Source organism: Anoxybacter fermentans, from assembly GCF_003991135.1.
GTDB classification, from domain to species: domain Bacteria; phylum Bacillota; class Halanaerobiia; order DY22613; family DY22613; genus Anoxybacter; species Anoxybacter fermentans.
In genome coordinates this window covers 3,494,727-3,516,180 of record NZ_CP016379.1, presented here as the reverse complement: position 1 = coordinate 3,516,180, position 21,454 = coordinate 3,494,727, and the positions used below count along the sequence as shown (strand labels likewise).

The 21,454-nt window shown below is 37.6% G+C and carries 20 protein-coding genes, 1 pseudogene, 1 riboswitch and 1 other annotated feature; of the genes and pseudogenes, 1 reads left to right on the top strand and 20 read right to left on the bottom strand.

Features of this window, described 5'->3' with window-relative positions; all coding sequences use genetic code 11:
* Nucleotides 1–350: 350 nt before the first annotated feature.
* From rlmB to BBF96_RS15955, 14 genes and pseudogenes are all read right to left on the bottom strand, one after another.
* Nucleotides 351–1,085 carry a 23S rRNA (guanosine(2251)-2'-O)-methyltransferase RlmB gene (gene rlmB / locus BBF96_RS16015; protein ID WP_127018068.1) on the bottom strand — a complete coding sequence of 245 codons (735 nt, stop codon included), beginning with the start codon at nt 1,083–1,085 and terminating at the stop codon, nt 351–353.
* Between the two features lie 6 nt (nt 1,086–1,091).
* Nucleotides 1,092–1,868, bottom strand: a complete 777-nt coding sequence (gene thyX, locus BBF96_RS16010) for an FAD-dependent thymidylate synthase (RefSeq protein ID WP_127018067.1) — start codon at nt 1,866–1,868, stop codon at nt 1,092–1,094.
* 187 nt (nt 1,869–2,055) lie between these two features.
* Nucleotides 2,056–2,562 carry a Mini-ribonuclease 3 gene (locus BBF96_RS16005; RefSeq protein WP_236777848.1) on the bottom strand — a complete coding sequence of 169 codons (507 nt, stop codon included), beginning with the start codon at nt 2,560–2,562 and terminating at the stop codon, nt 2,056–2,058.
* Nucleotides 2,563–2,604: 42 nt separating this feature from the next.
* A pseudogene (cysE, locus tag BBF96_RS16000) lies at nt 2,605–3,285 on the bottom strand (serine O-acetyltransferase); the annotation flags it as partial.
* Between the two features lie 55 nt (nt 3,286–3,340).
* Nucleotides 3,341–3,572: a binding site (T-box leader), on the bottom strand.
* A gap of 61 nt (nt 3,573–3,633) precedes the next feature.
* Nucleotides 3,634–4,500, bottom strand: coding sequence for a DUF1002 domain-containing protein (locus BBF96_RS15995; protein ID WP_127018065.1), 867 nt, complete (start codon nt 4,498–4,500; stop codon nt 3,634–3,636).
* A gap of 414 nt (nt 4,501–4,914) precedes the next feature.
* Entirely contained in the window at nt 4,915–5,043 is a 129-nt protein-coding gene (locus tag BBF96_RS17190; protein WP_257792001.1) for a hypothetical protein, read from the bottom strand.
* Nucleotides 5,043–6,032, bottom strand: coding sequence for a tetratricopeptide repeat protein (locus BBF96_RS15990; RefSeq protein WP_127018064.1), 990 nt, complete (start codon nt 6,030–6,032; stop codon nt 5,043–5,045). Before BBF96_RS15990 ends, BBF96_RS17190 begins: the two co-directional genes overlap by 1 nt.
* A 492-nt stretch (nt 6,033–6,524) precedes the next feature.
* On the bottom strand, nt 6,525–8,084 hold the full coding sequence (locus BBF96_RS15985) for a Na+/H+ antiporter NhaC family protein (protein WP_127018063.1): 1,560 nt from the start codon (nt 8,082–8,084) through the stop codon (nt 6,525–6,527).
* A 102-nt stretch (nt 8,085–8,186) separates the two neighbouring features.
* A riboswitch (Lysine riboswitch) is annotated at nt 8,187–8,370 on the bottom strand.
* Nucleotides 8,371–8,502: 132 nt separating this feature from the next.
* Nucleotides 8,503–8,814, bottom strand: coding sequence for a hypothetical protein (locus BBF96_RS15980; protein WP_127018062.1), 312 nt, complete (start codon nt 8,812–8,814; stop codon nt 8,503–8,505).
* 582 nt (nt 8,815–9,396) lie between these two features.
* On the bottom strand, nt 9,397–10,167 hold the full coding sequence (locus BBF96_RS15975; protein ID WP_127018061.1) for a HutP family protein: 771 nt from the start codon (nt 10,165–10,167) through the stop codon (nt 9,397–9,399).
* A 5-nt stretch (nt 10,168–10,172) separates the two neighbouring features.
* Nucleotides 10,173–10,673, bottom strand: a complete 501-nt coding sequence (gene ispF, locus BBF96_RS15970; protein ID WP_127018060.1) for a 2-C-methyl-D-erythritol 2,4-cyclodiphosphate synthase — start codon at nt 10,671–10,673, stop codon at nt 10,173–10,175.
* Entirely contained in the window at nt 10,664–11,362 is a 699-nt protein-coding gene (gene ispD / locus BBF96_RS15965; protein ID WP_127018059.1) for a 2-C-methyl-D-erythritol 4-phosphate cytidylyltransferase, read from the bottom strand. The genes ispF and ispD overlap by 10 nt, the downstream gene beginning before the upstream one ends.
* Before the next feature lie 14 nt (nt 11,363–11,376).
* Nucleotides 11,377–12,477, bottom strand: coding sequence for a PIN/TRAM domain-containing protein (locus BBF96_RS15960; protein ID WP_127018058.1), 1,101 nt, complete (start codon nt 12,475–12,477; stop codon nt 11,377–11,379).
* A gap of 102 nt (nt 12,478–12,579) precedes the next feature.
* Nucleotides 12,580–13,071, bottom strand: a complete 492-nt coding sequence (locus BBF96_RS15955) for a CarD family transcriptional regulator (RefSeq protein WP_127018057.1) — start codon at nt 13,069–13,071, stop codon at nt 12,580–12,582.
* A gap of 190 nt (nt 13,072–13,261) precedes the next feature.
* Here BBF96_RS15955 and BBF96_RS15950 point away from each other — a divergent pair, with 190 nt between their 5' ends.
* Complete coding sequence (locus BBF96_RS15950) at nt 13,262–13,672, top strand: nucleoside triphosphate pyrophosphohydrolase family protein (protein ID WP_205665663.1); 411 nt, start codon at nt 13,262–13,264, stop codon at nt 13,670–13,672.
* 45 nt (nt 13,673–13,717) lie between these two features.
* Here BBF96_RS15950 and disA read toward each other — a convergent pair whose 3' ends face one another.
* From disA to BBF96_RS15920, 6 genes are all read right to left on the bottom strand, one after another.
* Nucleotides 13,718–14,887 carry a DNA integrity scanning diadenylate cyclase DisA gene (gene disA, locus BBF96_RS15945; RefSeq protein ID WP_127018056.1) on the bottom strand — a complete coding sequence of 390 codons (1,170 nt, stop codon included), beginning with the start codon at nt 14,885–14,887 and terminating at the stop codon, nt 13,718–13,720.
* On the bottom strand, nt 14,888–16,249 hold the full coding sequence (gene radA, locus BBF96_RS15940; protein ID WP_127018055.1) for a DNA repair protein RadA: 1,362 nt from the start codon (nt 16,247–16,249) through the stop codon (nt 14,888–14,890). It lies immediately after the preceding gene.
* 71 nt (nt 16,250–16,320) lie between these two features.
* A complete protein-coding gene (locus BBF96_RS15935; protein WP_127018054.1) occupies nt 16,321–18,753 on the bottom strand; it encodes an ATP-dependent Clp protease ATP-binding subunit in 2,433 nt (810 codons plus the stop codon).
* A gap of 260 nt (nt 18,754–19,013) precedes the next feature.
* Nucleotides 19,014–20,072 carry a protein arginine kinase gene (locus BBF96_RS15930; RefSeq protein WP_127018053.1) on the bottom strand — a complete coding sequence of 353 codons (1,059 nt, stop codon included), beginning with the start codon at nt 20,070–20,072 and terminating at the stop codon, nt 19,014–19,016.
* Nucleotides 20,072–20,599 (bottom strand): UvrB/UvrC motif-containing protein, encoded by a 528-nt coding sequence (locus BBF96_RS15925; protein WP_127018052.1) that lies wholly within the window; start codon nt 20,597–20,599, stop codon nt 20,072–20,074. The genes BBF96_RS15930 and BBF96_RS15925 overlap by 1 nt, the downstream gene beginning before the upstream one ends.
* A gap of 34 nt (nt 20,600–20,633) precedes the next feature.
* A complete protein-coding gene (locus BBF96_RS15920) occupies nt 20,634–21,101 on the bottom strand; it encodes a CtsR family transcriptional regulator (protein ID WP_236777847.1) in 468 nt (155 codons plus the stop codon).
* Nucleotides 21,102–21,454 lie beyond the last annotated feature (353 nt).

Sequence of the window (21,454 nt, the reverse complement as noted above, 5' to 3'; positions counted from 1 at the left end):
CTTTACCAGCATCCCATAATTGCCATTTAACTCATATACTAATCTATATCTATTATAATGACTCCTATAAGATAAGTCAAGGTTAAACCTATTTTCAGAGATAGTTTTTACTTATAATCTGATTAAACTGCAAAAAACTAATTTTAAGCAACATAGAAATTTTTCGCTAAACCATTTTAGCGAGATTGAAGTCGAAATAAGGCCTCATATGAGGATTGATAAGCTAATCAAGGGCCAGGAGGGCCCTTTGATCAGGTAGCTTTATTTCGACTGAAATCGAACTTTAGATGGTTCGAAAAATTTCTCAAGGAGCGAAAAATTAGCTTTTTACAGTTTAACCATAATCTTGTTTAAGAAAATCGTCGCTGACGAACTGCTTCGTAAATCATAATTCCAGCAGCAACAGAGGCATTGAGTGATTCAATTTGGCCAAACATAGGAATCTGAACTATAAAATCACATTTTTCTTTAACCAATCGGCGCATCCCTTCACCCTCACTGCCAATTACAATTCCTAAAGGGCCTTTTAAATCTGCCTGGTAAATACTTCGATCCCCCTCCAATCCGCTTCCAACAATCCAGAGACCAGCTTCTTTTAATTCATCAATAGCACGGGCAATATTTGTTACCCGGGCCACTTTAGTATATTCTACCGCACCCGCAGAAGTTTTGGTAACTACAGGAGTAATCCCGGAAGCACGATGTTTAGGAATTATAACTCCATGTACACCAGCAGCATTGGCGGTTCTGATAATTGAACCTAAATTGTGGGGATCCTGAATTCTATCTAAGATAACTATCAGAGGGCTTTCTCCCTTATCCTCAGCAAATTGTAAAATTTCATCAATATGAACATAACGAAATTCATCAGCATAAGCAACTACACCCTGATGATTGCTAGAAGTTGCAATTCTGTCCAATTCTGATTTAGCGGCCATTTCTACCGGAATATTCAATTTATCAGCCCTCTCAATTAATTCCTGTATACTCCTACCTCTAGCACCTTTTTGAATAATTAATTTTTTAATCTCCCGACCCGCGTTCATAGCTTCTAAAACCGGATTACGTCCTTCGATTTTTCTCATTTCTCCTCACTCCAGTGACAGTAATTCTTTTCTCACCTGATCTTGCTTTCCACAGGACATCTTTCCTTCCGGGCACGGTCCACGCAAACAACCTGGCCCGGCCATTTTAAAGAGGTTAGGGGCTGTTTCTCTTACCAACTTAAGCATCTCTTTTGCCAGATTACGAATCTCCCACTGAGCCCGGTTACAGCAGCGAAGATTAAAAAAGTTAAAGAGACTGCGCGCATTCATAGTCATGATCAACTTAGTCTCACAGGCATTGGGAAGAACAAAACGGGCATCTTCAATGGCTTTTTTCTCAGCTAACTGTTTTGCCTTATCCTCTTTATGCCCTTCTTTTAAAAAACGGGAATAGTTTTTCCTAAAAAGAAGATCAACCAGTTGATTATATCGTTTTTGATCCTCTTCCATTGCCTTAAGAAAAATTTCTTTTGCTTCAGGCAAATCATCAATCTCCGGAGGGATTATATATTTAAATTGGCCTTCCTTAACATAACGTTGGGATTTAACACTGAAACTAGCAATCCGATGCCGGGTCAGTTGAGCTAAAAGACTCCGGCTAACCCCTTCAATTCCAAACGTAAAAGTAACATGTTCAATAGGTGATTCATGGCCTAAATCTAACAGCATCTGAATAAATCTCTCCTGCATAGGTTCATCAATACTCTCCAATACCTGATCAACACCCAAAGATGAATAACAGAGTCTTGCTGCAGCAGTGACTAATTTTTCTGCCTCTTTAGTATAAGCCAACAATTTTACTTTAAGTGTTGTTGAGTTCATTTATAACCTCCTACCCTCGTTTTATTATAAAGATGATTAAACTGCAAAAAGCTAATTTTGAATACCATTACCATTGAAATCTTAGCTAGATTGAAAGCATCACAGGAAGTGATAAGCTAATCATGTCACTGTAATCGAACTTTAGATGCTTCGAAAATAGCTTTTTACTAAAAATAAACCTCAGGGGTTAATTTCCTGAGATTTGGTGATGTAAATATTCTTCAATCAACGTTATCAATACCTGAAGACGATCATAATCACCTTTAAGCATCAAATATCCCAATACTGCCTCAAAGGCTGTACTATAACGATAATCTGAAACATTGGTATTACGCGGAACATTACCAGCATTGGAATTACGACCGCGACGCAAAATAGTTTTTTCTTCATCTGTTAACTTATCTTTTATCTCTCTAAGGAGACGGGCCTGAGCTTTGGCATTTACAAACTCGGTTACTTTCAAATGAAGCTTTTTGGAATCCCAAATACCCTGTTGAATAAAAAAATTTCGGACGACCAGCTCAAAGATCCCGTCTCCCATATAGGCCATAATTCCCGGGGGTATTGATTTAATTTGTACAGTTTGAATTTGTCCTTCTTCATTAGTTGATTTTTCTGCTGTTTTTAAAAAGGTTAACAATAATTCATGAATCATTAAAAGCACTCCATCCAGATTATCTTTTTGTAATAACAACTATTATCTTTCTGAAAATTATACTCTACTAATAGAAAGATGTCAATTAGCTTTGCCTAATTTATCCACTTTTTTATATTCTGCATCTTTTTCTTTTAAAATAAGCTCTTCTAAATAGTTTATCCGATTTTGTAAATCTTTTATCATCTCCACAACCGGATCAGGGAGATGGTGATCTAGATCAGTACGTGGAACTTTATGACCATTTTGGATTACAACACGCCCCGGAACACCAACAACTGTACAATTATCAGGTACCGGGTCTAAAACCACCGAACCAGCTCCTACTTTGACATTATTACCAATTTTAATAGAACCCAGAATTTTTGCTCCAGCACTGATCAGTACGTTATCTCCAATAGTAGGATGGCGCTTACCTTTCTCTTTTCCAGTACCACCCAGGGTCACACCTTGGTAGATAGTTACATTATCACCAATCTCTGTTGTTTCACCGATAACCACACCAGCACCGTGATCAATGAATACCCCTTTACCAATTTTTGCACCAGGGTGAATTTCAATTCCTGTAAGAAAACGGCTAAATTGGGAAATAATACGCGCAATAGTGGTGAACCCTTTATTATAAAACCAGTGGGCAATACGATGTAAAATAATTGCATGAAGTCCCGAATAGCACAAGATGACTTCCACAATATTTTTTGCTGCTGGATCTCTTTCAAAAATCGCCTTGATATCTTCCCTTATAGTTTTAAACACTTTTTCACACCTCCTATAATCTTTTTACTCTTAATAAAAAAACGCCCCTATAGTACCAGACTACAGAGACGGTTAATTTACCGCGGTTCCACTCTGCTTAGCCTTAAGGCTTGACCTTAAAGCTCACTTTACGGTGTAATAACGTACACCACCCGGGAATGGCCTACTTTTCCTTTCGACCATCCAGCTTAAGGGTGCATAAACAATCCTTCTCCTGAAAGATGCTTTCAGCCACGGGCATCTTCTCTCTGGCAGAAGAATCTGGACTGTTCTCTCCCCATCATTGCTTTTTCCGAGTATTTTACTATGATTTAATTATAATTGATTTTGCTCAATTTTTCAAGAGCCTTAGGTTCATCTTATAAAAATTTTGGCCAAAATATTGACCAATCTCTGAAGCAAATCCAATATTAGGGCCAGTATTCCCTTTATCTTTTCACCCTGTCTTTGAATTCCTTCAATCTTCGTCTCAAGACTTTTAAGTTGTTTGTTGATCTCTGTTACATTTAGATTCAGCATATTGATCTTTTCCATCAGTTTTTCTATATCCTGAATCTGTTTTTCTGTCAACTCCAGGTTATATTCACCTGCTTTGGTCTCAATAATAATCCTGATCTCTTCTGGATCTTTTACGTCCCTTTTCACTACTTCTTCTTTTACATCCCGCATTAAAACTTCTGCATTTTCCTTGCCAATCTCTTCTCCTAATTGACCAGTTATAACTAATTCTTGATAAGCGGTCTCCTTTCTCTTAGAATCAATAGGCTGGCCTTGGGCCTGTTCAAAAGTTTTAAAGATGCCCGTTAAAGCTGCAGTCCCTGAAACAGGAAAAGGAGCAGCCGCTTTGATCATTACATCTTTAACACCTGCCGTTACTGCTGCATTGGCATACATTCCATCGGTAACCCAGGTAATGTTTAAGGTCTCAACCTGGATTCCGGAATCGGTGGGTAGAGTCTTTAGATATACCGAAGATATAGCTCTGCTACCGATCTGTTCAGCCGGTACATATTTGCTCAGATAATAATATTCTTCAGCATTGGTCACTTCCAACATTTGTGGACGAGCAGCAGGCTGGAAGTATTTAAGCATCTGTTCCCGCTGGGCCCGGTTTAAATCTGTGCCAAATGAAATAAATTCCTGACCTTGAATAGCTAATACATTCATGGTTATTATACTAAGGAAAATGATAATTAGCAACAGGAATTTAAATACTTTCATCTCCTCATCCCCTTAACACCTCTTTTAGTTTAGGTTAAGGAGATTTATGAAAATTATACAAGATATTTATTTATGATTATACTGCAAAAAGCTAATTTTGAGCGACATAGAAATTTTTCACCAAATCATCTTAGCGAGATTTCCGACGAAATAAAACCTCATCACAGGAGGTGATGAGCTAATCAAGGGCAAGATGGCCCTTTGATTAGGAAGCCTTATTTCGGCGGAAATCGAGCTTTAGATGATTCGAAAAATTTCTCAAAAAGCGAAAAATTAGCTTTTTGCAGTTTAATCAATCATTATTTTGAATAAATCCTGTCCAATCATTTTATAGCCTTCAGGCATATACAATCAAAAAAAAGCTCTTAAACCATGGTTAATTAACCAGGGTTTAAGAGTTTAGCTAAAAATTTATCAATCTATAATCTGTACAGATTCTGCAAGGGGGAATGGCCCAGGATCTGGAGAAGGATCGGCCAACACCCCACAAGATAAAGAGAGGACAATTGCTACAGCAGCCAAAATCGTTAAAATCTTCTTCATCAATCTTCCCTCCTTTCTAATCTTAATGTTTCTTCTTCTCCTAAATTTTCAATCAAATTTGTTTTCAATCTATTACAAAGAATATCAATAGACTCCCGGTTTAACTTTTCATTTAATCGCAAAATATTTTTTAGAGATTTGTATGCTTCTAATAGTGCATTTGCCAGAACAAATTTATCAAAAGCAATTAAAAAATATTCTTTAGCCTTCATATAATCATTGTAGTTCCATTCATATATCCTGGCACGAATCAGGTTAGCCTGACCCAACTCAAAGTAATCCTTTTTTCTTTCTGCAATTAATTCAGCTTTTCGCAAGTATTTTTCTGCTTTATCAATTTTTCTCATTCTTGCATAGGTAACACCAATATTATTCAATATCTTAGGATCTGGATCATCTTTTACAAACTCAAGAGCTTTCAGAAAAAATTCAAGGGCTTTCTCATAGTTTTCACAGTACCAATAAGCATTCCCAAGGTTGATCAAGATACTTTTTTTAAGTACCGGATCTGTTATGAAATCAAATGATTCTACTGCTTTCAGGCCATATTGAATTACTTTGGGTAAATACTCTGTATCTGATTCCAACTGGTATTTATAAAGATATATCCAGGCCAGATTATTTAAACTCCATCCCTCAGATGAACAATTTTCTAAGAGCTTTTCAAAGATTTTAATTGCCGCATCCAGATTCCCCATTTTTCCTAAAATCATTCCTTTAGTACGTAACAATCTGTACCTTGTCTTTTCATTTTCTACCAGTGTTAATATTCTGTTAACTACCTCATATGCTTCCTTGTACTTGCCAAACTTATAAAAACCTTCTGCCAATAAAAACAATGTCTCTTCTAAAGACTCTCGATCATTTTCGGATAGATATTCAGCTATGGATATATTTTTCATAAAATTCACAAAATCATTTGTTCCTATGTATTTTCTTGCCATACCTAAATAATCTGAAATTTTTTCCTTATGTGTTACAAAAGACATCTCTGCACCCCTCTTTTGAACTTGCAAACAATTTACATTTTTATTATATCACCTTTGTTGACAAAAATCAAGATATGAAATAAATTTTTACTAATTTAAATTTTAGTTTGAAGAGAGTATAATTTCCTGAACACGAACAAAATGCCCTTCGAGCACTTAATCTTATTTTACTACACAAAGCTAATTTTTCGCTTCATAAAGAAATTTTTCGAACCATCTAATGTTCGATTTCCGTCGAAATAAGACACACTAATCAATGGATCCTCCTGGCCCTTGATTAGCTCATCACATCCTGTGATGAGACCTTATTTCTCCTTCAATCTCACTAAGATAGTTTAACGAAAAATTTCAATAACGCTCTAAATTAGCTTTGTGCAGTTTTTATAAATTATCTGTACCAAATATTATCTATAACCTACGAAAAAGTATAATTTCTTAAACACTAAAAAAAGCTGTTGACCTTTTTAACTTAGGTCAACAGCTTCAGTGCACTTAAGCAACAAATACATCTTCAATTGACTCTTCAACAGACCATATTTTGCTGAAAACACGAACCAGAAGATAGAGTAAAATTACACTAACTACCAGTGATACTAAAGCAGATTTTACATAACCGATAACCAGAAAACCAACCAATGCGCTCAAACCGGTTGTTATGGCATAGGGTAGCTGTGTTCGAACATGAGCCACATGGTCACAGGATGCACCTGTAGATGAAAGGATAGTTGTATCGGAGATTGGCGAACAGTGGTCACCAAAAATTCCGCCGCTCAATACAGCAGCAATAACAGGAAAAATCGGTACTCCCATTGAAGAGGCTATAGGTACTGCAATGGGCATCATAATGGCAAATGTACCGTAAGATGTTCCGGTAGAAAAAGAGATTATACATCCGGCAACAAAAGTAACTACCGGAATTAGAGATGGTGAAAGAACTCCTTTAGCAATTTGAACAATAAAATCGGCTGTTCCCACTGCACGGGTTGCATCACCGATGGACCAGGCCAGAATCAGAATCAAAAAAGCCAGAACCATCCCCTTGACACCTTCAATAAAAGTATCCAACCCTTCATTAAAATCAAAGATTTTCTGCCTAATTCCCAGAATAATTCCAACCAGACTAGCTATTAAAACTGCTATCAAAGTTGACATAGCTCCGTCAGCATTACCTACAGCCTCAACAATACTGCCGCCCCACTTATATCCACCAGTCCAGAGAAATAATGGTGGAATCATGATAAGAAGAACAGCCAATGGAATAACCATATTTGAAACCCGTGGAATAATACCTTCTTTCGGTCTAGCTTCGGTAATTTCTTTGGAAGATGGTGGATTTGCATCATCTGCTAAAACCTTTCCAGTCTTTCTTGCTCTCAGTTCAGCCTGAGCCATTGGCCCAAATTCAACTTTAGTAACAGCAATAATTGCAACCATCACTAAAGCCAGAATTGAATACAAATTATACGGAATGGTTTTTAAATAAGCCAGATATGGGGATTCAGTAATCCCTAACTTTTGAAACTCAGTTCCAATCAATCCCATAACATATACAATCCAGGTTGAAACAGGTATTAAAAGGCAGATAGGAGCAGAAGTGGAATCAACAATATACGCTAACTTTTCCCGGGAAATACGTACCTTATCGCAAATAGGCCGCATTACGTTTCCTACTGTCAAAGCATTAAAATAATCATCAAAAAAGATAACAATTCCAAATAGCCAGGTTGCAATCTGGGCTCCTGTTGAGGATTTAACCCGTTTCGTAATTGCTTCAGCTACTGCATGGGCACCCCCGGTTTTTTGTAAAATAGCAATCAGACCACCAAAAGCTGCTCCATACATAATAATTGTTGCATTCCATTTAGAGCCCAGGCTTGGAATGATAAATTCTTCAAAAGCTTTATAAAAACCCATGAAGGGATTAAATCCATTAATCATAGTTGCCGCAACCCAGATTCCCAAAAACAGAGATGGAATAACTCTCCTCCAATACAGTGCCAGAATAATAGCTACAAGTGGTGGTAAAAGTGATAGTACTCCAAAGTTTTCCATTTTTAAACTCCTCCCTTAACTTTTTTACCCATTAAAAAAAGCTCTCGTAGTCGAGAGCCTCTTACAGTCGGAAAATAGAAAAGAAAAACCCTTCCCTTTCCGTCTGAAGATAGCTCTCCACTACCCACCGGTAGGTAGTGACAGTCCAATACCTATTCGGCATTGGCCCAGCAAATGACACCTGGGTGAGTGTCATTCACTTCGGCGGCAAGACCTTTCGAGAAACTTCACCGTTCCCCAAAACTCAGTTTCCCTACTCATTCTTAACCGCGCCTCTATCCTCACTTTCCGCGAAAAGGTGAGAAGCACATATTAAGTTGTTAAGCCTATTATAACATAAATTTAACTGCTGTCAAGTTTTATCATAAAAATTTTATAAATCTTTCTCCCTCTACACTATTTCCTCTAAGCTATCTATTCAATAATTTCCTTTTTCTTCCTTTACTAAACCATATTTTTGAGGCTTTCGAAAATAATCTTTATAGTTAAATTTACCCACCAGGTTAAAAGTACCCGTTTTATCATCAAAATCAAACACTAAAACTGTTCCATATAAACCCGAATTAATATTTGTCTCCACTATCGCAATTCGATTAGGTCCAAGTTGAATAATCGAATCACCTAAATTTATCGCTGGTTGAATATTTAACTGTGGAGCAGGTTTAAAAGCAATTATAACTAAACAAATTAATATCCCTACCAGGACTAACCCTTTTATTCGTTCCGACACTCTTAACACCTCTTTATAAAAAGCTAAAAAATCTAGAAACAGCAAATAGAAGATAGATGAGAATTTTAACTTTTATTTCGTCAACATTCTTTTAAATTCCTTCTGTTTTCTATAAAAATTTATTAATAAATAAACTGTAAAAGTAACATGATTAGTTCATCAACTCCTATGATGAAGTTTTATTTCTCGTTCAATCTCACTAAGATGGTTAAATTAAAAATTTCAATGGTATTTAAAATTAGCCTTTTACAGTTTAATTATTAATGATTATACTGCAAAAAGCTAATTTTGAGCGACATAGAAATTTTTGCCAAATCATCTTAGCGAGATTTTCGACGAAATAAGACCTCATCACAGGAGGTGATGAGCTAATCAAGGGCCAGGAGGGCCATTTGATTAGGAAGCCTTATTTCGGCGGAAATCGAGCTTTAGATGATTCGAAAAATTTCTCAAGAAGCGAAAAATTAGCTTTTTACAGTTTAACCATTAATAAAAAAACGCAAAAAAATAACCCTCCTATAGAAGATTAACATGTTAATCTATAGGAGGGTATATTCTATGATCAAGCAAACTATAATTCCCCTATATCACACTTGTCCCCACAGTCAACTGCTCAGGCCCATCTACCAGCGCATGGCCAAATTTACCAAAGATAGCCACAGCGAGCCGACCTTCACCCCGAACAATGGCAATCTTAAATCCTCCACCGAGACCAGGGTTAACTAAGGCCAGCTGAGAATAAGCATCTTTAACCGCATTAGAAACGGCCATCTTTTCCCGGGAATTTTCACTGATCACACCACGGGCAATAGCTGCTACCGTTGTACTCTCTCTTAACTTTATCGCCAGTTTTTCAGCACTGGCGCCAGTCTGAGTGATAGCAGCCCGATAACCATAACCCTGGACCTTTTCTAACCAATATTTCTCATATTCTCTACTCCGGGTCATAGACAGATAAATGGCCGCACTCTCAGGAGTAATTTTTGCCTGACTTTCTTCACGGACAAAACCAACAACCAGATCTTCAGCAGTTACAATCCCGACCAGATTTTCTTCACGGTCAAAAACAGGCAATCCACCAATGTGATGGTCTGCCATAAGTGCAGCGGCTTCCTGTACTGTCTGGTCTTCATAAACTTTAATAACATCTGTTGACATCAAGACCTCAACTTTGGTCTCCAATTCATGTTGATGTACCAGATCACTGTCAGTCAACATTCCAATTACCTTTCCGTCCTCAACCACAATCAATCTGCCAATATTGTTGACAGACATGAGCTTTTCAGCTTCCAACAATGTAGCATCTGGAGAAACGGTAATTGGATTCTTCACCATTATATCTTTTACAAACATTCAACTCACCTTCCTACCTCTTCACTTTCTTCCTCTCTTTTTTTAATTAAAACAATTACCTGTGCAGCGATCCCTTCACCTCTACCAACAAAGCCGAGTTTTTCAGTTGTTGTAGCCTTAATATTTACCTGCCCAGGCTCTACCTTTAAAACCCGGGTAACATTTTGAATCATCTGATCAATAAAAGGTGCGAGCCTGGGAGCCTGAGCTATAATAATTGAATCCAGATTACCTAATTGGTACCCATCCCGGGCCATCAGTTCCTGGACCCGTTCCAACAATTTTAAGCTGGATATTCCTTTATATTTTTCTTCAGTATCAGGGAAATGATATCCTATATCTTTTCGTCCCAACGCTCCTAGTATAGCATCCATTATTGCATGAGTCAAGACATCTGCATCAGAATGACCAATTAAACCTTTATCATAGGGAATATGTACCCCACCCAGGATCAAATCTTCACCTTCACCCAATCTATGAACATCATAACCAATTCCTACCCGCATTTAGATCTCCTCCGTAATATCTCTTCTGCTAATAGTAAATCTTCTGGTGTGGTAATTTTGATATTTTCATAGGAGCCCTCAACTAAAAAAACCGGTACACCCATAGCTTCTACTAATGATGCATCATCGGTACCGTAAAACCCGGTTTGTTCGGCCTTTTCATAGGCAGCACAGATCAAATCTTTCCTAAAAATTTGTGGAGTCTGAACTGCACGGAGAGTTGCACGCTCCGGTGTTGATTTTACATATCCTTCCTGATCAACCACTTTAATCGTATCTTTGACCGGTACTGCGAGTACTGCTGTTCCTTTTTCTTTAGCTGTTTTCAGAGCATTTTTGATTAACTCTTTTGTGATAAGGGGACGGGCACCGTCATGAATCAAAACATAATCTGTCGTATGAGAGAGAACAGCAAGACCCGCCCTAACCGAGTCCTGCCGTTCTTTTCCTCCAGCTATTACTCTATAAGGTGTTTGAAAATTTCCTTTTGCAAAGATTTCTTCTAAACAAAATTTTACCTCTGAAGCACCAACAACTACAATTAGTTCTTTAATCTCCTCAATTTGATCCAATTGTTGTAAGGTCAAATTAAGGATCATATCATTGCCAAGTCTTAAAAATTGCTTATTTTGTTTGCCACCCATCCGTCTACCTCGACCGGCTGCAGCTATTATAGCCGAAACTTTCATATATAATCACACCTTCATAATACCTGTTTCATAGCCTTTGGTTTGGCAAAAATCATGCGACCAGCTGCGGTCTGTAGAATACTGGTAACCAGAACTTCAATCTCTTCGCCAATATGATTTTTTCCATGGTCAACTACAATCATGGTACCATCATCCAGATAGGCTACACCCTGACCATACTCTTTTCCTTCTTTAATTACTTTAACTTCCATCTCTTCACCAGGTAAGACAATAGGTTTTAATGCATTAGATAACTCGTTAATATTTAAAACTGGTACACCATGTAATTCTGCAACTTTATTTAAATTAAAATCATTTGTAATAATCTTACCATCCATCATCTTTGCTAATTTAACCAATTTGCTATCTACTTCATCTACATCATCAAAATCAGCATCTACAATCTCTACCTTAACATTCATATCCTTTTGAATCTGATTCAAAATGTCCAGACCCCGACGACCGCGATTCCTCTTCAATAAATCCGGTGAATCAGCAATATGACGTAACTCCTCTAATACAAACTCGGGAATCACCAGCGTTCCTTCTATAAAACCTGTCTTACAAATATCTGCAATACGACCATCAATTATAACACTGGTATCCAATATTTTAGCAGATATATTATCTTGCTGTTTACGCCATATTTTCCCGCCAGAACCGGGAAACTTCTGGAACAAATTAAAGAAATCATCCCTTTTTCTAACTGTAATTGTTAATCCCAAGTAGGCAAGGATCAAATTTACTAGAACCTGTATAGAAGAACCAAACTTCAATAAATTAGAAATTGGAAATGCATAATTAAGTAGAATACCTAAAATAAGACCTACAATTGCCCCTAATGCACCTGCTAATATATCAATAAAAGGTACCTTTTGCAATTGACGTTCAACCTTCACTACCAACTGAATAAGAAATTCAATAATAAAAGGAATTAAAATCATCCCAAAAACTGCGCCACCAATAACACCATAAAAATAAAAACTTTTAAATAAAGATTGCGGTTGATTCAATAAATCTTTTAAATTTAAAGCAGGGATAAATAATTCAACAACCTGATAACCAATCACACCACCAAAAGCTGTACTAAAAATTCTAATAATTTTTTTTAACATATTAATGACACCTCCTTTCCTATTATTTATCAAAATGCTGCATTTCATTCTTAATTTTAGAAAAGTTTATAACTTATAATGAAAACGTCAGGAGACCTGACGTTAACTTTTATCATCGGAATAAAAAATATCATTTATCATGGCCTCTACTTGCTCCTCGTCCATCTCCTTGGCCAATACTAATTCACTTATTAAAATTTGTCTTGCATTATTCAACATTTTTTTCTCACCAGTTGATAATCCCTTCTCCATATCACGTAATGTCAAATTACGTACAACTTCCGTAACTTCATAAATATCCCCGGTTTTAATCTTCTCTAAGTTATTTCGATAACGGCGATTCCAATTTTTTGACATCTTACTTTTATCGCCTTTTAAAACATTAATTACTTCTTTAACTTCATCTTCATCAATAACCTTACGAATTCCCAACTTCTCTGCCTTATTAATTGGCAGCATTGCAGTCAATCCACCAATAGACAAATCGATAATATAGTACTGCTGCTTTTTACCTAAAACTTCTCGCTCCTCTACCCCAATAATTGTTCCTGCCCCATGTTTGGGGTATACTACTTTATCACCAACTTTAAACATAAGTTAAAAACCTCCTGATAAATCCATTAAATTCCTATTTATTATTATAACACCCACCTATTTCAGGTGTCAATTCAGTCCATTAGTAAAAATTCATCCTAAACAAATTATATAAATTAATTAAATTCCTTGACAATCATTCACAGTTAAAACTATAATGAAAGAAAAAGAATACCGGGGAGTGAGTACATTGAAAAAGCAGAATGATTGTAATAAACTCTGTAGTTCATTTCAAAAAGAAGTTCGTTATTCTCTGGTTCGGCATCAGAGTATTCTCGATGTTTTATCCAAATTCCAGGAAACCAATGCTAGAACCAATCGTGCTATCATAAAAGCAGTTACCAGTTGCGGCTGTATTCAAATACATGCAGAAAAACAGAAAATACCAGAAGATATTAGCTTCTCAGAATTAAAGGAATATCTGGATGATCATTTAGAAGGACAGCTTTGTCAAAACTGTCAAGACATAATTGAAGACGAATTGGGCAAAGTGATGTTCTACACCTCTGCTCTCTGCGAACTTTTAAATCTGGATTTCAGAGAGATCTTAAATAAAGAACTAAACCGAATTAAAACCCTTGGAATATATAATCTCCGTTAACCCTTTAGAGATATTTTTTCCATTTTTAAAAAAAATTATACCTATTTAGACATATTTATCTAAACCAACCCGATCCCGCAAATGGCGCAGTCCTTCTTTTATAGCTTTGGCCCGTACTTCACCGATACCTTCTACATCATCCAGTTCATCAATGGAAGCATTCAAAATACGCTGAAAATTTCCTAAAGTCTGAACCAGATTTTCTATGACAGGCATTGGTAGACGTGGTATCTTTCGTAATAATCGATAACCTCTAGGAGTAATAAATTGATCCAGGACATTTAATGTACTGCCATAACCTAATGCCTTGCTAATTGTAGATAAACTTAACAAATCATCAGAAAACCAGTCAATCAGTTCATCGATAATCTCCTCAGCAATCATCTCCCGGCTCTTTTTCTTTATTTTATCCCTTTCTTTTTCTATTTTTTCAGTTTTTTCTTCTGCTATTGATTCTTCATCCAGTTTGTCCGATTCTTCTTCTTTTTGCGCAAGTAAATCTTCATGAATATAATCTCGAATAATTAAAACACCTTCTTCCCGTACATTTGCCATCAATTCTTCTAATTGCATCTTAAGAAGGCGACCTTCAGTTCCTAACTCACAGATATAACCTTCAATCTCTTTTTGAATTCGTAAAACCATTTCAATTCTCTGTAGTACTTTTGTAACATCAGCTAGAGTAACCAGATCATCAAACTCAAGTGAACTTAAATTGTTCAATACCTTATCAAGGACAGAACGATACTTTTCCAGTGTTTGAATTGCCTGATTACCTTTGGAAAGAATAACTCTAATATCCTCCAAAACATATTTTGAATCTCCGTAATAAAGAGAAATAATATCCCGGCGTTGGGAAATAGAGATAATCAATTCACCAGTTTGACGGGCTACACGTTCTGCAGTCCGGTGTCTGATTCCCGTTTCAAATGAAGCGATCGAAGGATCCGGTACCAACTGTGCATTAGCAATAAGAATCCGGTCCGCAGTTTTATTTAAAATAATGGCCCCATCCATTTTGGCCAATTCATATAACCTGGCAGGAGTTAGTTCACAATTAATATTGAACCCACCGTCTACTATTCCCAATACTTCTTCACTATCTCCAACAACAATCAACGCACCTGTTTTTGCCCGCAAGATATTTTCCAGACCTTCCCGGAAAGGAGTCCCCGGTGCAATAATTTTTAATACCTCCATCAATTTCTCATCCATTTATTCACCTCCCAACAATAAAGATAATGCTTCATTTAGATCTTTGACTCCTACTAATTCCATCTCAGGGTCAAAGTCCATAGCTTTATAATTACTCCAGGGCATGATCACCCTGGTAAAACCCAATTTTTTTGCTTCTTTAACTCTGGCTTCAATCTGCTGGACTGCCCGTATTTCTCCGGCCAATCCTACTTCACCCACAATTGCAACTTTAGAATCGATCGGTTTTTCACGGTAACTCGAAGCACAGGCAACAGCAATTCCTAAATCAAGGGCAGGTTCACTCAACCTGACCCCTCCAACCACATTAATATAAACATCCTGACTCTGGATATACATACCTATCTTTTTCTCCAAAACAGCCAATACCAGTGCAACCCTGTTACGATCTACTCCAGCTGTCATCCGCTGTGGAGTAGCAAAGTTAGCAGAACTAACTAAAGCCTGTAATTCAATAAGAATGGGACGACTACCTTCTACTGAGGGGATAACTACTGATCCAGAAGCTCCCTGGGGCCGTTCGGAAAGAAATACCTCTGAAGGATTGGGTACTTCTATAAGACCGGTCTGCTGCATTTCAAAAATACCTATCTCATTTGTCGAGCCGAAACGATTTTTGACTGCCCGCAAAATCCGATAGGAATGATGGCGGTCACCTTCAAAATAAAGTACTGTATCCACCATATGTTCTAAAACTCTAGGGCCAGCTAAACTTCCTTCCTTAGTCACATGCCCCACAACAAAAATGGGGATACCTCTTTCTTTAGCTATCCGCATTAAATGAGATGAAGTCTCCCTCACCTGGCTTATACTACCGGGAGCTGAACTCAAATCCGGATTAAATATCGTTTGTATAGAATCAACAATCACCATAATGGGATTAATTTTATTTATTCCCTCTTCAATGGTAAATATATTATTCTCAGATTGAACATATAATTTCTCACACATTGTCTTCAGTCTCTCAGCTCGCATGCGAACTTGACTACCCGATTCTTCTCCTGTTACATATAAAACCTTACCGTAATCCCGGGCAATCCGATCCGCTACCTGTAAAAGAAGAGTAGATTTACCAATCCCCGGATCCCCTCCTATCAGGATTAAAGACCCGGGGACAATACCTCCACCCAAAACCCGGTCAAGCTCACCTAATAATGTTTTTAATCGTTGATATCTGTCAGTTTTAAGTTTTCTAATTGATTGAGGCGGATTAACCAATGTTGGTCGTTCTTTTCTCTGTTGAGAAGTAACAATTTCTTCTACCAGTGTATTCCATTCTTTACAATCAGGGCACTGGCCATACCATTTTATTGCCTCATATCCACATTTCTGACAGATAAACCGGGTTTTTTTCTTCGCCATTTAGCGAACCTCCAGATACTAAAACTATCTTTTATTATAACATTTTTAGTAGCAATTTACAAGATGTTATTCTATTTTTTCATAAATTTGATTTCCTTGTTTTCGACATCGATTAAAATTGTATCATTTTCTTTAAATTCACCTTCCAGTATTTTTTCAGAGAGAGGATTTTCAATTAGCCGTTGAATTGCTCTTCTTAAAGGACGTGCACCAAATTCAGAATCAAATCCCTCTTCTGCTAGATATTCTCTAGCTGCTGGTGTAACTTCAATTTTCATATTCCGGTCTTTTAATTTTTCATTCAATTCATTAAGCATCAGATCAACTATGGCTTTAATATGTTCTTTATTTAGTGCATGGAAGACAATGACTTCATCAATCCGATTTAAGAACTCAGGCCTGAAGGTCCGGCGAAGTTCACCCATAACCCGTTCTTTCATCTTCTCATATTGATTTTTCTCTCTTTCTTCTTCAGTTTCAGTAACAAAGCCCATTCGACCTTTTTCTATCATAGTGGCTCCTACATTGGAAGTCATGATAATAACGGTATTTTTAAAGTCCACTTTCCGCCCCTGAGCATCAGTCAAATGTCCATCTTCCAGAACCTGAAGGAGAACATTGAATACTTCTGGATGAGCTTTTTCAATCTCATCTAATAGAATAACAGAATATGGACGACGGCGAACCTGTTCTGTTAACTGACCACCTTCATCATAACCTACATATCCCGGAGGCGCACCAATCAGACGGGAAACGGCATGTTTTTCCATATACTCTGACATATCAATTCTAATCATCGCATCCTCATCATTAAACATGGCTTCAGCCAATGCCCGGGCCAGCTCTGTTTTACCAACACCAGTCGGACCAAGGAAGATAAAGGAACCAATTGGCCGTTTCGGATCTTTCAATCCAGCACGGGCACGCCGAATAGCTTTGGAAACTGCCACAATTGCCTCATCCTGACCAACCACTCTTTTATGAAGCTCTTCTTCTAAGTGTAGGAGTCTTTCTGACTCTTCTATTGTCATTTTATTTACAGGAATTCCAGTCCAGTTTGAAACCACTTCGGCAATCTCATTTTCTGTCACTACAGATTGATCGATCCCCTTCTTTTGTGTCCATTCTTTACGGGTAGCTTCCAGTTCTTCCCTCAGTTTCTTTTCCTCATCACGGAGACGAGCAGCTTTTTCAAACTCCTGAGCCTTAACTGCTGCTTCCTTTTCCTTTTCAATATCTTCCAACCGTGCACTCAATTCTTTGATCTTTGGGGGACGGGTATTTTGCCGTAACCGGACTTTAGAAGCTGCTTCATCAACCAGGTCGATGGCTTTATCCGGCAAGAAACGATTGGTAATATAACGGTCAGATAGATAAGCAGCAGCTCTAATAGCTTCATCGGTAATCTTAACTCTATGATGAGCTTCATAGACATCTCGTAAACCTTCGAGAATTTTTATAGTCTCTTCTACTGTTGATTCTTCGACTAAAATTGCCTGGAAACGGCGTTCCAATGCTGCATCCTTTTCGATATATTTACGGTATTCATCCAGAGTGGTAGCACCAATACACTGAATCTCACCACGTGCCAGAGCAGGTTTTAAAATATTAGCCGCATCGATAGCACCTTCAGCTGCTCCTGCACCAACAAGAGTATGAATCTCATCAATAAAGATAATTACATCCCCAGCCTGGCGAATCTCCTCAATAATAGCTTTCATCCGCTTTTCAAATTCACCCCGATATTTAGAACCGGCTACCAAAGAACCCAGATCCAATGACACAATCCGTTTATCCAATAAGTTTTCGGGCACATTCTCTTCAACAATCCGCTGGGCAAGACCTTCAGCAATAGCAGTTTTACCAACTCCAGGCTCTCCAATAAGGCATGGATTGTTTTTGGTACGGCGGCTCAAAATCTGAATTACCCGTTCAATCTCTTTTTCACGGCCAATAACAGGATCCAGTTTGCCCTGTTCAGCCATCTCGGTCAAATCTCGACCAAACTCGTCTAGAGTAGGTGTATTGCTCCGGGTTCTACCCCCTTGAGCACCACCTGTCATCTTCTGAGGACCGCCTAAAAGCTTTATAACTGTATTACGTACTGAGTTTAAATCAGCTCCCAGTTCCTTTAAAACCCGTGCAGCTACACCCTCACCTTCTCTGATTAATCCTAAAAGGAGATGCTCGGTACCGATATAATTATGTCCTAACTGTCTTGCTTCATCTAAAGATAAGTTCAATACTTTTTTAGAGCGAGGAGTAAAGCCCAATTTACCTTCCACTGGATAATCTCCCCGACCAATAATTTTTTCAACCTCGGCCCTGACCTGATCAAAATTAATACCTACTTCTGCTAAAGCTCTAGCCGCTACACCCTGACCTTCCCTGATTAACCCCAATAAAAGATGTTCTGTACCAACATATCCATGGTTTAACCTTTTAGCTTCTTCTTCAGCCAGCAACATGACCCTTTTTGCTCTTTCAGTAAATCTTCCAAACATTAAATCCCACCTCCATTTTAAGAATTTAATTAACTGATTCTACTGCAAAAAGTTAATTTTGAGCGATATAGAAATTTTTCACTAAACCATCTTAGCGAGATTGAAGTCGAAATAAGGCCTCATCACAGGAGGGATGAGCTAATCAAGGGCCAGGAGAGCCCTTTGATTAGGGAATCTTATTTCGACTGAAATCGAGCTTTAGATAGTTCGAAGAATTTCTCTTTAAGCGAAAAATTAACTTTTTGCAATATAACCTTAACTTAACTTTGAGTTAACCGTAACCTTTTACGTATCAAAGCTGCCCGTCGAATATCACGCTCTTCCGGTTTCAAAGTTTTATTTTCAATTTTTTGTAAATATCCCGGACGGGTTAAAACAATCAATTCACTAAAGACATTCGGTTCAACATTTTTAATTATACCCAAGTCTATACCTAACCTTACATCAGAAAGCAAACGGACAGCTTCTTCACTACTCATTTTATGAGCATACATGAGCAATCCATAAGAACGCATAATCCGGTCTGTTAAATCATCTTTACGTTCTTTTAAAAGCTGTTGTCGCCAATAACGTTCATTTTCTATGATCTTTTCAGTTACCCGATTTAAATTATCAATGATCTCTTCTTCTGTCCGTCCTAAAGTAACCTGATTTGAGATTTGATATAAATTGCCCTGTGCCTCTGTTCCCTCACCAAATACTCCTCTTACAGTAAGCCCCAATTTAGAAACTCCCTGAAGCATCTGCTGAATCCGGTTAGCAAGATTCAAACCGGGTAAATGTACCATCACCGAAGCTCTCATTCCCGTTCCCACATTAGTTGGACAGGCAGTCAAATATCCATATTTCTCTGAAAAGGCAAAATCTAACTTAGATTCGAGAAAATTATCCAGTTGATTTACAACCCGATATGCTTCTTCAACCTGAAATCCCGGATATAGCACCTGGGCTCTTATATGATCCTCTTCATTGATCATCACACTAATGACTTCATCTTCGCTGAAGGCTACACCTTTGTATTGTCCTCCTTCAGCATGCATGGGGCTAATCAGATGTTTTTCCATCATCGCAGTACGTTCAATCTCGGATAACCGGCTTAAATCAACCAATTTTAAATTAAAAGCAGTACGATCTTCTAACGCTTTTTGTACCTGGTTGTAGACCTGTTTTGCCTGTTCGGGTGTGGCACGATTGGGAAAAGGAATTCCTGTAATATTACGAGCTAGACGAACTCTACTACTTATAACTACATCCGACTCTGGCCCGGGTGCCAGCATCCATTTACTTAATTCTTTATTAATCAGGTCACGCAAAGACATTAGCCTTCACCTCCGTCTTGAAACATACTCCGCCTTTCAAGTTCACGAATGCGGTCTCTAAGTTCTGCTGCTCTTTCAAATTCTTCTTTAGCAACAGCACGTTCAAGTTCATTCCGCAACTCTTTAATCTTCTTTTTGATCAAAATGGTTTTTCCTTTTCTTTCAGGAATTTTACCGGTATGCCGGGCACTTCCGTGAATCCGCCTAAGCAATTGATCCAACCTGAAATCAAATTCGTTATAACATTCACTACACCCAAATCGACCTATTCTCCCAAATTCAGCAAAACTCATTTGACAGTTTTTACACTGATCTCCATCTGTCTGAATAAAACTTCGTCCCGGATGTATTTCTGGTTTTAAAATTCCCGCCAAGAGATTATGGAAGGAAAATGGATCAGTAGCAAAATCCAATTCACCTTTTTCCCGGGCACACTGTTCACATAAATATAACTCAGTTTTTTCACCATTTATAATCCTTGTAACATGCACACTGGCAGTTCGTTCTCCACAATTTTGACATAACATTTATCAAAACCTCCTTTTTTTATTATGTTTATTTTTAATCATCGGTCTTCATGATGGCACCCAGAGCAGCTTTTAAAAGTCTGGCTCTTAGATAATCCCGATAGGGCAGTTCAATATTCAAATTCCTCCGATGCAGCATGGACTGCAAAATCGCACTCTCACGTTTGGTTAAAATCTTCCTCTCTTCTAGATTATGAATTAGATTCAAAGCCTGCTGTTGACTTAGTTCATCACCGATCAGCTCAAGAGCAGAATAGAGAAAATCTTCCTCAGGATGGTCAAAAACCAGTTTACGAATTTCGATAAAACCGCCCCCACCCCGTTGGCTCTCTACAATGTATCCCCGTTCAATGGTAAATCTGGTCTTTAAGACATAGTTAATCTGGGAAGGAACACATTTGAAGTGATCAGCTAACTCCCTTCGTCTCACACGCAACCGACCATCCGACTGGTTTAAAAGTTTTTTAATGTAGTTTTCTATCCGCTGCACCAGGCTACTCACCACTACCACCATCCTTTGATTTTGACTATCTTTGACCTTTTCTATTTACATTATATTCCTAATCATGTATATATTCAAGGTCAAAAAAGGTCAAAAAAAATCTTTTTTTGGCTTATAATTCCTAATTTCAGCGATTAGCTCACTTATTCATTTATTATTTCCTTTTTTCTTGGAAATATAAAAAAGAGCCAGTATTTTACCTTCTAAGAATAAGCTACTTTTAAAACTTTCAATAAAAATTGCAGGAAATTAAGGGTTCAACTTTGAATTTAAATAATTAAACCGCGAAAAGCTAATTTTGAGTTGTTAAACCATCTTACTTAATATGATAAACCAATCCATGGTTTTACTGC